General features: G+C 39.3%; 9 protein-coding genes. 3 read left to right on the forward strand and 6 right to left on the reverse strand.

The window, feature by feature from the left end; all coding sequences use genetic code 11:
* Positions 1-2 precede the first annotated feature (2 nt).
* The 4 genes from BN1068_RS21315 to BN1068_RS21330 all read right to left on the reverse strand — a co-directional run bounded on the left by BN1068_RS21315 (position 3) and on the right by BN1068_RS21330 (position 8,207).
* Entirely contained in the window at positions 3-1,337 is a 1,335-nt protein-coding gene (locus tag BN1068_RS21315) for a response regulator (RefSeq protein WP_254846849.1), read from the reverse strand.
* A complete protein-coding gene (locus BN1068_RS21320; RefSeq protein WP_077604828.1) occupies positions 1,315-3,117 on the reverse strand; it encodes a sensor histidine kinase in 1,803 nt (600 codons plus the stop codon). Before BN1068_RS21320 ends, BN1068_RS21315 begins: the two co-directional genes overlap by 23 nt.
* Positions 3,118-3,254: 137 nt before the next feature.
* Positions 3,255-6,899 (reverse strand): GH32 C-terminal domain-containing protein, encoded by a 3,645-nt coding sequence (locus BN1068_RS21325; RefSeq protein ID WP_077605190.1) that lies wholly within the window; start codon positions 6,897-6,899, stop codon positions 3,255-3,257.
* Positions 6,900-7,337: 438 nt separating this feature from the next.
* Positions 7,338-8,207, reverse strand: coding sequence for a GNAT family N-acetyltransferase (locus BN1068_RS21330; protein WP_175637221.1), 870 nt, complete (start codon positions 8,205-8,207; stop codon positions 7,338-7,340).
* A gap of 197 nt (positions 8,208-8,404) precedes the next feature.
* Between BN1068_RS21330 and BN1068_RS21335 the strand changes: the two genes are divergently transcribed.
* The 3 genes from BN1068_RS21335 (at position 8,405) to BN1068_RS21345 (ending at position 10,655) form a co-directional block, all read left to right on the forward strand.
* Entirely contained in the window at positions 8,405-9,574 is a 1,170-nt protein-coding gene (locus BN1068_RS21335; RefSeq protein WP_077604830.1) for a short-chain dehydrogenase, read from the forward strand.
* Positions 9,575-9,937: 363 nt separating this feature from the next.
* Positions 9,938-10,372 (forward strand): NUDIX hydrolase, encoded by a 435-nt coding sequence (locus BN1068_RS21340; protein ID WP_077604831.1) that lies wholly within the window; start codon positions 9,938-9,940, stop codon positions 10,370-10,372.
* 61 nt (positions 10,373-10,433) lie between these two features.
* Positions 10,434-10,655 carry a hypothetical protein gene (locus BN1068_RS21345; RefSeq protein ID WP_077604832.1) on the forward strand — a complete coding sequence of 74 codons (222 nt, stop codon included), beginning with the start codon at positions 10,434-10,436 and terminating at the stop codon, positions 10,653-10,655.
* Positions 10,656-10,921: 266 nt separating this feature from the next.
* On the opposite strand, the gene BN1068_RS21350 is transcribed toward BN1068_RS21345, so the two are convergent.
* Positions 10,922-12,931 carry a penicillin-binding transpeptidase domain-containing protein gene (locus tag BN1068_RS21350; RefSeq protein ID WP_077604833.1) on the reverse strand — a complete coding sequence of 670 codons (2,010 nt, stop codon included), beginning with the start codon at positions 12,929-12,931 and terminating at the stop codon, positions 10,922-10,924.
* Positions 12,932-12,946: 15 nt separating this feature from the next.
* Positions 12,947-13,873: a class A beta-lactamase gene (bla, locus tag BN1068_RS21355; RefSeq protein WP_077604834.1), complete on the reverse strand. Its 927-nt coding sequence runs from the start codon at positions 13,871-13,873 to the stop codon at positions 12,947-12,949.
* Positions 13,874-14,058 lie beyond the last annotated feature (185 nt).

The raw sequence follows: 14,058 nt of genomic DNA on the forward strand, positions 1-14,058 counted from the left end.
TGTCAGTGAAATATCATTCCATAATACTGGTCAATATAACGACGGACTCCATCAACAATCTGTCTGCCATCCGTTGATCTTGTATCATAGATTTGGGCAACAATTAACTCAGCGAGCTGAGTAAGATAAGCGATGACTTTACCCTGATCATTTAATTGCCAGATGACTTGCTGGCATTCCCAGATCAACTGTTGTGCATTGCTGTTCTCAACATTATATTTTTTGGCGATAGAGCCAAGGCAAAACAAAATCCGGTTCGCAACAATTGAAGACGATAATACCGATTGAGCTGTTGTTTCACCCAGCAAAGATTCTAACTCCCTCTGAAATCTCGACATATCCATCTGCTCAATCGCATTAATAATATGCTTCTCCAGATCTGGTGAAAAATCCATCAGCTCCTCTCTTTTAACATGCTCATTAATTACCTGTGAATGATGATTTAACTGATTCTGACTCCATGCGAGCAAACTGGAAATATAGCCTGTCTTCAATTCTGACAACCCAGTTACCGGATTGCCGGTTCCAATAACGGTCTCTAATTTTAAAAGTTTATTTATTTGATGCTGGATCATTTTCGTTAATCGATCAGGATGATTATCAAAATTCTGATCTAATACAATGAGAAAGTGCATCATATTTGTATAACTCAAATCATAAAAGGCGAATATCCCCGGCCGTTGTTCGACTAATTCCTTGCACAGCATTTGAAAAGCCATCCGCAATTCGTTCACCCGATTCGCCTGACCGCTAAAGTCTCTCACTCCAACACTAATAAACTGTACCTTTAAATCCTCTTTAAGCAGCATATCCAGCTTCAGCTGTTCCAGCCGCTCCTTTACCAGGCTGTATTGAAACCACTCTTCTTTCACCAGCGACAGCAGATATTGTTCTTGTACCTCCTGAAATTGTGTCCGCGCCTGCCGCTTAACCTGATCCAGTTCAAGCTGCCTTGTGCGATCCTGATCAATTTCTTCCTTCATTTGTCTTAAAACCTCCGCTAATTCATCTGGGTCCACCGGTTTTAGCAGATAATCCCTTACCCCTTTTTTCATCAGACTTTTCACATACTCAAAATCCGAATAACCAGATAATACAATCACTTTGACATGAGGGTACTTTTCCCGGCAATGTCTTGCCAGCTCTATCCCGTCCATGATTGGCATCCGGATATCAGTCATTACCAGATCTACCTTCTCTTCCTCCAATTTTGCCAATGCACCCTCGCCATTCGCAGCCTCTGCTACTATATGAAATCCAGCCTCCTCCCAATCTACTTTCCATCGTAACCCCTTGCGAATTTGGATTTCATCATCAACGATCAAGACGCTTCTCATCCATCATCTTCCTTTCTTCTGCTATTTGCAGGATGATAATTGTACCTCCGTTTAACTCTGTCTCAATTCGATAATTGAATCGATCTCCATAATATAACTGCAAGCGATCCAATACATTCTTAAGTCCGATACTGTTTCCGCTGCTCTCCAGAGTATCTGCCTGATCACTCATTGATAAGCTTTGAATTACTTCATCTGATATTCCAACACCGTCATCTGCAATTTGCAGAGTTAATTGGTTATCTTGGTATTCAGTCTTTATTTCAACATGTGCATGCTCTTTAGAAATCAAACTATATTTCACTGCATTTTCCACTAATGGCTGGATAATAAATTTAATAATCGGAAATTCTTTTGCTTTCGTATCCTCTTCAATTTTAATTTCAAGATCCCCTTCATAACGAAGCTCAAGAATTTTGGCATAGTTACGGATATATTGTATCTCTTCAGTCAATGTCACAAGGTCCGACTTTGTATTCAACGCATAACGAAGCATCTTCCCTAAATAAACACTTACATTTACCACCTCTTTATTCTTCCCTTGTGCTGCTAAACCTCCAATAATTTCAAGTGTATTATTAAGAAAATGAGGATTTATTTGCAGCAATAAAGCCTTATATTCAGCATTACGCCTGCGAATATTAGTTTTATATTCACTATCAATCAATTGTTTCAAACGATTCACCATCTGATCAAATACTTGTAATAAATAACGAATTTCATTGTTTTCGGATCGGATGGCAGGTATAACCTTCTGTGCGCTGTTGAAATCCCCTTTTTCCAAGTAACGCATTGCCTTCATCAGTCCCCTTAAAGGATCAGTAATCGACGAGGAGAAAAGAAAGGAAGCAATAATAGTAATTAAAAATAAACCGATACTTAGCAGCAACAGACTTTTCTGTAATTGATTGGAATGGGAAAACAAATCATCTTCGGTTACTTCACTAATTAAAATCCAATCTCCTACTGATAACTGTTGGTAAAACATCAGATATTTTTCCTCTTCGTCTTCTATTTCAAGCAAACCCTGACTATTTCCCATACCTGCAATCTGTTTCAAAGACTGATCAATGATGGACTGCGGAGTGTGAATATCTTCTGTTAAAACATTTTCGCCTTCATGATCCACAATAAAAGCGTGGCCTTGCTCACCTATCTTAATTTTCCTCAGTGAATTTTCTATCATTTCTGTGGAGAAATTAACCTTGATAACCCCGCTGTCCTGAAGGGTATTTAAATCCACAAGGGGTATCAGATGACTATTGATTGGCATTTCCCGTACTAATGCTGATTGCTGATTTGCATCAATATGAGAATGGGTAAAGGTCTTATCATTTTTAAGATAATCCTGGTACCATTCCGTTTCCTCCAACTCTGGATAGTCGCCCCAGATTCCTTCCCCATCATGTGTAAAAATGGAGACGGAAATATTATTAGAATTATTGACCATCATGGAACTGAGCATATCATTAAGCTCGTTTCTCACCATTAATCTGGCAGTTTCCAATGTTTCATCATCATTATTATTATTGTTCTCTACTCGCAGCCAATCCTGTGTAATGGAATTAGCTAATACCTGCTGTCCTACATCCGCCGCCTGCATTGTAACAGAGTCAACATAGAGTGAGAATTGATCCATCATACCAATCGTTAACTCTTGTGTTTGTTCCCTTATATAATTTGTAAATAAATTCGGCATAATTAGAGACAAAATTAAAAAAGGAATGGTTAACACACAGGAGAAAACGAGAAATAATTTATTCCGCAACGATAAAAACATATAAAGTCCTCCATAGAAAATCTCTAAGCTGCCAATCCTTTTTTCATTATATCATCACGGAGAAAGAGAGAATCCTCCATTCAGCTGCACTGTATTTTAGAAAAGGAAGGTGAGTCAGACCTTCCTTTTTCATTGCATTATTCTTTTTCAATATCCGAGAACACCTCTGCTGATACCTGCCATTGCTGATTTGAGCTTGCCTTCTCTTCCTGCAAGTCTGTCAGCGTAAGTTTTCCATCTTCTGTTACCGTCAATACCTGTCCATTATGAAGAGAACGAATGACTACAGCTTCATTATCCAGCTGTTCAATCAGCCAGCGCTGGTTGTCATAACCAAGATAATCATATAGTTGAATTTTTTGTTGATTGGTATCGAGGTCAAATGCCTGACTATGCTCTGTTCTAATTGAATAAGACCCCTGTTCGTCTCCTGTCGGAAAAAGAAACCACATCATTTGTTCTTCTTCCAATACTACGGGCTCTTCATTTTGCAGGTTAGCAGCGTATAATGATTGACCCGTTTCTACATTCATAAAAGCAGTTTGTGCTAGATCAGCATCTGAGACCTGGTTTATCTCTACATTTTGATATGTCGCTTTGCCATCAAAAACATTTAATCCAAAGTGCCCTTGAGCAAATGTGCCATCCCGGAGATTAATGATATTCTCGCCATCAACGTCAATACGGATATGCGGTCCATTGGCTTCGATTTTGATAGCATAGGTTTTACCCGGCTCGATAAATGCTGGTACATTACTAATCACCATATGCTCTTCTAACTGACCATTTACCTTATAAAACAAGCGGAATGCCTTCATATTAGGGTCTAAATTAAAATAGTAACCACTACTGCCATCTTCATTTGCCCGAAACACGATGGCCCCGGCGCCGCCATCAGGGCTCAGTGTCATATCAGCTTCATAAATAAAATTCCCACCTGTATCCTCCGCCATATAATTGGCGTCCCCGCTATGCGAACCACGAATTCCTGCTTCCGTTTTCAGCCATTTTACTGTTTCAATATCAGATTGCCAGCCTGTCAGATTGGTATGGAATTCTCCATCATGCACCTGTATTTCCAGCGTTTTTGAAACCTTTTCATCCGGTGCAGAAACAGTAATCACTGCTTCCCCATCACCAACAGCTTCTAATTCAGCCTGTTGATTATCCGACGTAATAATATGAACCACATCCGTGTCAGATACAGACCATGTCAAGTCCCCAGAACCAGCACCATTTTTCAAAGCAGCCTGAAGAGAAAGTGTATCACCGATATTCATCTCTCTTTTACTTGTATCCATCACAATTTCTGCCTCATCTTCATTGTGACGATCCCAAATATCTTCCAACTGATTTACTTTTAATGAGATAATCTCGACAGGTCCATTTTCTGTATAGAAGCTCATCCCTCTGCTTGCCGCATCAGGGAAAATAACATCAGAGAAAACCACTCGTCCATCGTTCGCAAACACCTCTATCGAACCATTGTCTACGAAAATATTTAATTTCACGCGCTGCCCATCAAGACTTAAATCTGCTTCATGACGTGTGCTAAATTGATTGGAGAAATCTGTTTGTCCAGATTCCGAACGGTCAACAAAGATTTGCTCATCAGCCGGGCGATATCCAATCACACTTTTTTCTTCAGCACCCTGACGAACCCGAAAACCAAATTCTGATGCATCACTGTCAGATGGAATCTCAATCTCTGCTTCGATTTGATAGGATTCACCATCAACCTTCTCCAAAAGTTTTTCTGCATCTTCTTCACTTACCTGTTGATTACTTGCTTCAAATATCGTCTCACTAATCGGAGTTAATTCTTCAATTGGAGATTGAGCAAGCCGTATCCCCTGTTCTGTATCTATCAGCCTTAATTCCCTTGGTATCGTTAATTGTCCTTTCCACTCCTCTGTCGGAAAATCAAATGGATAATCCCAATTCGTCATCCACGCAAGGGTAATCCGACGGTCATCTGGCATATCCGCAAAAGACATCGAAGCATAAAATTCCTTGCCAAAATCAGTTTTCAACACATCTCCCGCTTCATTATCATTAATAAATGTTCCTTCTTCTGTTAAATCACCAATAAAGTATTCGGCATCAGAGCCCTCTGTATTCGGGTTGGCACCGGTACTAATCATTAACACCCATTTGGTCTCATCTGTTCCTTCTATTGGTAATTCAAATAAGTCCGGACATTCCCAAACACCGCCCCGTACATAATCTTCATATCCAAAGCTGTCAGTATGCTCCCAATCAATCAGATTTTCAGAGGTGAAAAAACGGATATGATCACCTCCTGAAACGGCCATTATCCAACGATTATTTTCTTCATCACGGACTACTTTAGGATCCCGAAAATCCCAGCTTCCCGGATCATCTTCTGTCTTTCCTGGGTTATCAATTACAATAGGATGCTCCTCCGAATATTCCCATGTGCGCCCTTTATCATGACTATAAGCAAGCCCAATTCGTTGATTTCCGTTCTCTTGGTCAGGATTAAAAGAGGTATAATAAGCAACTAACCCCTTCCCGTCTGTATCAGAAAAAAGCCCGGATGCATTATCTTCATCTACAACAGCTGAACCCGACCAAACATGACCATGCTCATTCCAAGGCAACGCAGTGGGCAAATGCTTCCAATGGATGAGATCTTCGCTTACAGCGTGCGACCAGGTACCGCCATCCTGATGAAAGAGATGATACTCCCCTTCAAAGTAAACAAGGCCGTTTGGATCACTTGCCGACCCTCTTGCCGGTGTATAGTGGTAGTTCGGACGATAATTTTCTTTGAAATATTTATCGGTTGGTACCGTATAGACATTTTCAAAGTAAGCTGCTCCCGACAAATTAACCAGCCCAATCTGACCTTCCTGATATTGATCGTCTGTATATTCTATTGCCGGCTCACGATAACCGTCCAGATAGGCTGTTACTTGGTTATCCTTCACTATAAGCTCCATATGATGCCTCGCCCCGCTGATGGAGGAATATGATTGCTCTGAGCTTGCCAGCACAGTACCATCCAGTAACTGCAATTGCATCTCAACTTGTTTATTCAGCTTCACTAATACGACTTGGTAACCATCCGTTGTCTCTTGATTTGTCCGGAAAGAAAATCCAGCAGCTCCCTCTTCTTCTGCAAATGAAAAATCACCTTCCATAACAAAGTTATCTTCTTGTCTATCAAAGGTCAGTTGTCCTTCTCCAGTAGCTTTTATCCCCCGGATATCCGGCTGCCACTGTCCTTCTGTCATAATAATCTCACCTAAATTATGAGCAAAATCACTTACATATACATTCTCAAAATATCCTGTTCCATCCTCCACATGGAGTCCCAAAACTCCAGATGCATCGTTTTCTATCTCCGTTACCAATATCTCGTTATACTGATTATTCCAGTATACTTGAAGCTTCTGATTAACTACTTTTACTTTGAGATGATATATCTCTCCCGCTTCCATCTCTATTTCTACTTCCTCTAAAGGCTTATCTAAATCTTGTCGATCATAAAGCTGAAGTCTGCCTTCCTCTTGATCTATTTGAATCATATAACCTTGCTTATCTGTTGTGCTTGCCCGGAAGATTAAACCAGCTTTGGTTTTCTTCTCAGCTATTTTAATATCTGCCTCATAGGTAAAGTCATCAGCAGCTGTATCAGAAAATGCTGCAGCCTGCTCATTCTCCTTTGAAGTTAGCTGGATACCTTGGACAGTATCCTTCAGTTCCCCTGTACCTGCCACGCCCCAGTTCCGTAAATTCGTATTTGCTTTGTTCATTTCTTCCTCCTTATCAACTGCCTCAATTTCTGAGTCATAAATAAACACGATAGCCAGTATAAACAGCATAAACCAGATAGAGCGCTTGCCTATCATTTTTCTGCCGATAGTAATTCCTCCTTTTTAATAGTCATAAAAAAACTGATTTTCCATTTTATATCAACCGGTTGACATAAAATTAATAAATAGACGAATAAGTACAAGACCATCATAGAGTAACCGCTTTCATATGTCAAGCGGTTGTCATAAGATAAAACATTCTGCAGTAGGGGTTTTCTTTCATCCCCCCTGACCAAGAAACAATGGCTAAATTCCCAACATCGTGGGACTGCAACAAAATTCAATCACCTTTTTATGCCCTGTATATTGTATTTTGTGTATCAAGAGAATTTACTCTCTTACAAGAAGGATACTTCCGTTTTATTAACTATATCTTCACTACCCATCACTTTTATAATGAATCAATGTATCCTCTTTTGCAAAGCCGGCTTTCTCGTAAATATGATTCACTTGATGATTTCCAGCATCTACCGTAAGATGTATCTCATTTATTTCAGAATAGGAAAACATTGCTGTTAATGCTTCCTTTAACAGCAGACTCCCAAAACCTTTATTTTGATAATTGTTCGATACAGCAAAATATTCTAACGATGCTTCAGAAACCTCCTTGTCTATTTCAAAATAAGCATAACCAATAAGCCCTCCATTATCATCCTTCAAAACCCTCAGTATATTATCCTTGCCGAGTCTGCTCCAGATTGTCTCTGCGTCATAATATGTACCTGGAAAAGTGACATCATGCAGCTCTTGAAATACAGGAAAATCTTCTGCTTTCATCGAAATGCTTTTTATTTCCTCAAGCATGTCAAAACGGCTCCGATGGATGATTAAACTTAAATGATGACCTTTTTCTTCAGCATTTATCTGCTTCAAAAACAATTGCTGCTTTGTATTTTTTTCGTTAATTAAGAAGGAAAATTGCTGAACTGCAGGGTAATTTTCTTTTAAACATCCCCATAACTCAGCGGATATCTCCATACTTTCTGTTTTATTAAAAGGGCCCCAGGCCTCTGCTTCCCTATTTTCAATATCCAATCCGCATGCAGCTATAATCTCACCAGTGTTGTTTTTTGCTATAAAAAAGGAAGCGTCTCCCTTTTCATCAATGAAATCCTCTTTAAGCGTTCTCAAAATATCTGCCTGATCGGTTCCGCAAAAACCAATATGATTGAATTTTTGATTATTTATATCAGCAAGAAATGCGGACAGTAATTCAAGATCATTTGCTCTTTCTATTAAAATACTCATTGAAAATCTCCTTTTATCTTCATGATCCATATCTGCACGTACTTTCTTTTTAAATGTAACATATTTTTTCAGAAAATATCCATTTATTCCATAAGCAGCGAAATATATCTTATATTGCTTGTTAACGTACATACTTTTACAATAAATGATAGACACATACCAATATATAGATTGATTAACTGAAGAGGAGGGATTTTTTGCAGAATTATCAGTGGGAGCCTTTATCCGTTGAAGAAATGCGTTACCTGATGAAAGATATCTCTATACCATGGTGGATTGCTGGCGGCTGGGCGCTGGACCTGCATTACGGGAAGCAGACAAGAAAGCATGACGACATGGATATTCTTATTAGGAAAATAGATTTACCTTTATTAAAAAAGCATCTGGGTGAAAGCTATGAATTATTTCTTGCTAACAATGGCAGTTTATCCAAGCTTACAGATTCAGAGAATTTAAATATACAATCAGGCAGTATCTGGGTGAAAATGAAGCATGAAATAACCTGGCTATTTGAAATTATGCTTATAGATACCGAAAATAATGAATGGATTTATAAAAGAGAGAATCAGATTAGAAAACCGCTAAATGAGATTGGAGCAATAACTGAGGATGATACACCCTATATAAAACCTGAGATACAATTATTATATAAAGGCGGGAGTTCTGTTATCAGACAAAAAGACGATGATGATTTAGAGCGGATGCTTCCTATTCTGAAAAGAAATGAAATGGAGTGGCTTTACCATACATTAAGTCAGCAATTTAACGGGGAACATCCCTGGCTGCCAATAATCAATAATAGAATTCAAAGTCTCCCCTCTCATATCTTAGTTGTTGGCGGAACTGGCATATTATCCGAAGCATCCCTATGGCTTACTAATAATTCAGCTAAAGTCTCCATTATCGCACGCGATCAGGGAAAAATGGAAAGATTGATGTCTAAAGCCCATCCAGATACCTTCATTACACCACTATTGGTAGATTACAAAGATAGTGCTGCATTAAAAGAAAACATCAAAAACTGCATTCAGCAAGATGGTCCAATTGATTTAGTTATTGCTTGGATTCATTCTAGTTCTAATCATGCTTTAGATATTGTTTCCCGTGAAGTTGCACAGCAAAGTTCGACCTGGAAGCTCTATCATGTATTGGGGAGCAGCTCAAATTTAGCTCAAATCAAAGAAGCTGCCGTAAAGAAATATTCAGGCTGCCAGTACAGACAAATTCAGCTTGGATTTATTTTAGAAAAAGAACATTCCAGGTGGTTAACAAATCAAGAAATCAGCGAGGGAGTAATTGATGCTGTTGCTAATGAAAAGAGTGTCAAAGTTATTGGCACTCTGGAGCCTTGGGATAGACGGCCTTAACTGTTACTTTTTTTGATTAAGCAGCTGCATTTTTATTTCATTAAAATAATCATTCTCCATTGTTTATTATATAAGAACTTCTTCCATTTTAGAGAAATGAATCAGTCACCGCATTTAGGTTATTTTTTTGGTTATCTGACAGGGCCAGTATTAAACCGGCAAAAGCAACAGCTGACTTTCAAATACTGTCATAGCATCACCCCCTGTCTAATGGGAGTGTGCCAGTCACTCTTAAGTTATCCGAATACTATTGATATATCAACTATACCATAAGACAAGCACTTTTCATTATCTATATTCATTGAGAAAAAATGCTTGTATCAATATGAAAATCATCTATTACAAAATAAAGGTGGGAACTTTATGAAAAAAGGAACCATACGGCCAATTGCTATTTGCCTGTTTCAAAAAGACAACACAATACTTGTTGCTGAAGGCTATGATTCTGTAAAAGAAGAATTCTATTACAGACCAATTGGTGGAGGAATTGAATTTGGAGAAAAAAGTTCAGATACCTTGATAAGAGAAATAAAAGAAGAATTAGATGCGGATATCTCTAATCTTCAATTTCTCGGTACGATTGAAAGTATTTTCACTTTCGCTGGAGACACAGGTCACGAAATCGTTCAGGTCTATGATGGGGAATTTATCGACAAGTCCTTATATAACCAGTCTGTTTTACTTGTAAAAGAAGATGATGGAAATACACATAAAGCGATGTGGAAACCTTTAACTGCATTTCAAAATGGAAAATTACGCCTTGTCCCTGAATCACTTTACAATTTATTAACAAAATGAATTTTTCTGATTTTCTTTGTTAAAATCGGGTAAGAGCATACATTAGAAGGAGTGATTCATCATGAGATTAAATAAATCTTATCTTGCAGCCTTAGGAGTTTCATTGATGCTTATTCTCGGTGCATGTCAGAGTGATGAAAATGAGGAACCGGAAAATCAGGAACCAGATCAAGAAGAAAATGACAATGAAGATGGAACTGAATCAGAGGATACAGAGGAAAATGATAATGAAGATGGTTCCGATGAAGACAAAGTTGAGGATATTTTTGAGGGTGGGGAATAGAGTTAAATATATTTAAAAGCTCTAATGATCCTTTCTCTTCGCCTGGAAAAATTTAAGCTGTCATAAAAAGGCTGCCAATAGATAAAGGCTTGATGACCTTATTAGATTCCATAAAGGAGAACCATGCCAGAGGCAGTACGACAACCCTGTCAGGGGATGTGAGCATAACAGAAAATGGTACATTACCAAGTGATGAATGAATGTTAAATAGGGTGAAGCACACCGTCCAGACGCGTACTTCACCCTATTTTACAGAAAACAGCTTTTTAATTACTTCCCTGCTGCATATACTCAAAAACATTTCTCGCCTTAGAAATCACATAGCCACTTCCCCCGCGTTCCTTCACATCCTCTACCATCATTACCAATAATATTTCAGAGTCCGTTTCCTCGAAGCCGACAAACCAGCCATTTTCATTTCCATTATCATCTTCTTTGCTTTCTTTAATTTCTGCTGTTCCGGATTTTCCGCCGATGACCATACCAGGAATATAAGTAGTATGCGCCGTGCCCTCGGGGCTCTCAACGATCTGAACCAGATTCTCTTTTACCAGATTTGCTGTTTCCTGACTGATAAGGTTTTCCTTCCATATTTCAGGTTCATCCTTTTCTACCAAAGACGGGTACAGCATATTTCCTTCGTTAAGATAGGGCGTATAGGTTAAAGCAAGATGCAGCGGGCTCATCATTACCTGCCCCTGTCCATAAGCTGTATCAGCAAGCTGTGCCTCACTGTCAATCTCTCCATTATTTGTCAAATTAGAAGCTGGAATCGTAAATGGAAATGGAATCTCTTCACCAAATCCAAATCCGACCGCTTCTTCTAAAAAGGTATCTTTCCCCATCTCCAGAGCTTCCTGCGCAAAATAAATATTATCCGAATGAACAAAGGCATCACGCAGATCGACATTCGCTTTATCATGTACACGGGTGACATAATAATCTCCCCACGAGTCATCCTTTGTCCAATGAAGTCCATTAATCTGCCTTACCTTTTCAGGGTTGGTCACTCCTGATTCCAATCCAATTGATGCTGTTATCGTTTTAAATACAGAGCCTGGAGCATAACGGCTTGTAAAACGATTTAAGAATGGCTCATCCGGATCTTCACTCCATTTTTCCCATTGTTCTCCTGACAATCCCCGGACAAAAGCATTTGGATTATAGGCTGGAGAGCTGACTAAGGATAAAACATTTCCGGTATGCGGATCTACAGCAACAGAGGTTCCCGGATCCCCTTCAAATTGCTCAAATATTTCCTGCTGCAGTGCAGCATCAATGGTTAATTGTATATCCTCGCCGTCAACAGGTTCTTTTTTAGCCAGCGTTTCTTTCAAATCACCGTCTGCATTACTTATATAAATATGGGTACCATTTTCTCCCCGCAATTTCTCTTCAAATACCTTCTCCAGGCCTGCGTTCCCAATTACATCTCCTGCAGCATAACCATCCAGTTCTTCCAGCTGTTCAGCGGATATTTCCCGTACATAGCCTGTTAAATGAGCCGCTGAAGCTCCCAGCGGATAGGTACGGACCGTCTTTACTTGAGAGCTCACTCCCGGAAGCTTCAGATAGGTTTCTATATCATCTTCTTCCATCGGTAATGTTTTTATCGGCACAAACACTTCCGGCGTAACCCAGGAGGCATCCAGTGCTTTATCTATTTCTTCAACCGAAATACCCAACAGATCTGCCAGCTTTTCTTTTGTATGGCCTTTATCTTCTTCCAGCAGCCCAGGTATGACACCAATGACATTCGCCTCTTCATTGATTGCAAGCCCGGTTCCATTCTTATCCTGCAGCTCCCCTCTTTCTGCTTCTAATGTTTTTACCCTTACTTTATCTCCTGTACTTAACTGTGGAAAAATCTGTGACGAATTCCATTTAATCAGCCAAAATCCCTCATCATCCTGTTCTAATGTCAGACGATGACTATATTCAATTGAACCGGCAATTGTATCCATCTCTACACTATACGGAACAGTAATAAGATCTCCCTCCGGCTCTAATTCCTCCTCTGCATCTGCCTGTGATGTTATTCGTAAATTTTCCATCTCCATTCCATTATATATAGCTTCATAGCGTTCAATAAACGCTTCTTCCGTTATTTTGTTTTTCACTTCCTCGGAAAGCTGTTCATACATGGCGTGAAAATCTTTATTTTCCCAGTTGGAAAGATAGTCGTTTAATACTTCTGACGGCTCCTCTTTCTTAGAACATCCACCAGCTAGCAAAAGCAGCAATACAATCAGGATAATCGTCCGGTATCCTCTCATTTTTCCACCTTCCCGTTATTCTTCATTCTGCAGCTGTTCCATGACGCGTTCAGCAGCTTTTTCGATTAATTCATCATGATAATCTGCGTCTACGGTATCCTGGCTGGAAAGAACGGCGATAACAATCGGAGCTTCATTGTCAGGCGGCCAGACAACAGCAATATCATTTCTTGTACCATAGCTTCCTGCCCCACTCTTATCTCCCACTTCCCATCCTTCTGGAACGCCTGCCCGAATTAACGAATCTCCAGCTTCATTTCCTGTTATCCAGTCAATCAGCAATTCACGCTTGTCTTCAGGAAGTAAATCACTTAACACATATTTTTGCAGGCTTTCAGCAAGAGCTTGCGGGGTGCTGGTATCCCTTTTATCTCCTGGAACGGCTTCATTTAATTCTGTTTCCATTCGATCCATCTCGATTGTTTCATCACCGTTTTTTCTTAATATGCCTTCTAGGCCATCTGGTCCTCCGAGTTCTTCTAACATAAGATTTCCTGCTGTGTTATCACTGTAACGGACAGCAGCCTCTATAATTTCTTCCAGCTTCATCCCATCTCCTGCATGCTTCTCTGTCACAGGAGAATATGTTACTAAATCCTCTTCAGAATAAGTAATTACTTTCTCTAAATCTTCTATTGAATTTGTTTGTAAAATAGCTCCCGCTGCCAATGCCTTAAAAGTAGAAGCATATGCAAATCTTTCATCTGAACGGTAGGTAACGGTCTGTTCAGACCCTGTGTCAATAGCATATACACCAAGTCTTGCATCAAATTCATCCTCCAGCTCTTTAAAAGCTTCTTCGCCTTGTGAAGTCTGTTCTGGAGCTTCAGAATTTTCTACGCTGCTCTCTGTTTCATTGGAACAGCCTGCTAGTCCTATCGCGACAATCGACAACAATAAGATGAAGCCTTTCTTATTAAAAATATCTTGAAATTGTTTCATTTAAAACCCTCCTAAAACTATATTGACTACAACTGTAATACAATACTACACATGTAGTCTAAGTTTGTCAATACCTACTTTTATCCTTTACAATTTTTTTACTGACAGATTGATAACTTCGCTTTATAATGCTAGAATTTAATGTATTACAAATGTAATTTAAAATAAAATCCGGTAAATCGTTC

This window comes from Oceanobacillus sojae (assembly GCF_900162665.1).
In the GTDB taxonomy this organism is placed as follows: domain Bacteria; phylum Bacillota; class Bacilli; order Bacillales; family Amphibacillaceae; genus Oceanobacillus; species Oceanobacillus sojae_A.

Bases quoted from the DNA above. Each gene is read 5' to 3' on its own strand.
- BN1068_RS21315 (WP_254846849.1), bottom strand. From the start codon at position 1,337: ATGAGAAGCGTCTTGATCGTTGATGATGAAATCCAAATTCGCAAGGGG.
- BN1068_RS21320 (WP_077604828.1), bottom strand. From the start codon at position 3,117: ATGTTTTTATCGTTGCGGAATAAATTATTTCTCGTTTTCTCCTGTGTG.
- BN1068_RS21325 (WP_077605190.1), bottom strand. From the start codon at position 6,899: ATGAACAAAGCAAATACGAATTTACGGAACTGGGGCGTGGCAGGTACA.
- BN1068_RS21330 (WP_175637221.1), bottom strand. From the start codon at position 8,207: ATGAGTATTTTAATAGAAAGAGCAAATGATCTTGAATTACTGTCCGCA.
- BN1068_RS21340 (WP_077604831.1), top strand. From the start codon at position 9,938: ATGAAAAAAGGAACCATACGGCCAATTGCTATTTGCCTGTTTCAAAAA.
- BN1068_RS21345 (WP_077604832.1), top strand. From the start codon at position 10,434: ATGAGATTAAATAAATCTTATCTTGCAGCCTTAGGAGTTTCATTGATG.
- BN1068_RS21350 (WP_077604833.1), bottom strand. From the start codon at position 12,931: ATGAGAGGATACCGGACGATTATCCTGATTGTATTGCTGCTTTTGCTA.
- bla (WP_077604834.1), bottom strand. From the start codon at position 13,873: ATGAAACAATTTCAAGATATTTTTAATAAGAAAGGCTTCATCTTATTG.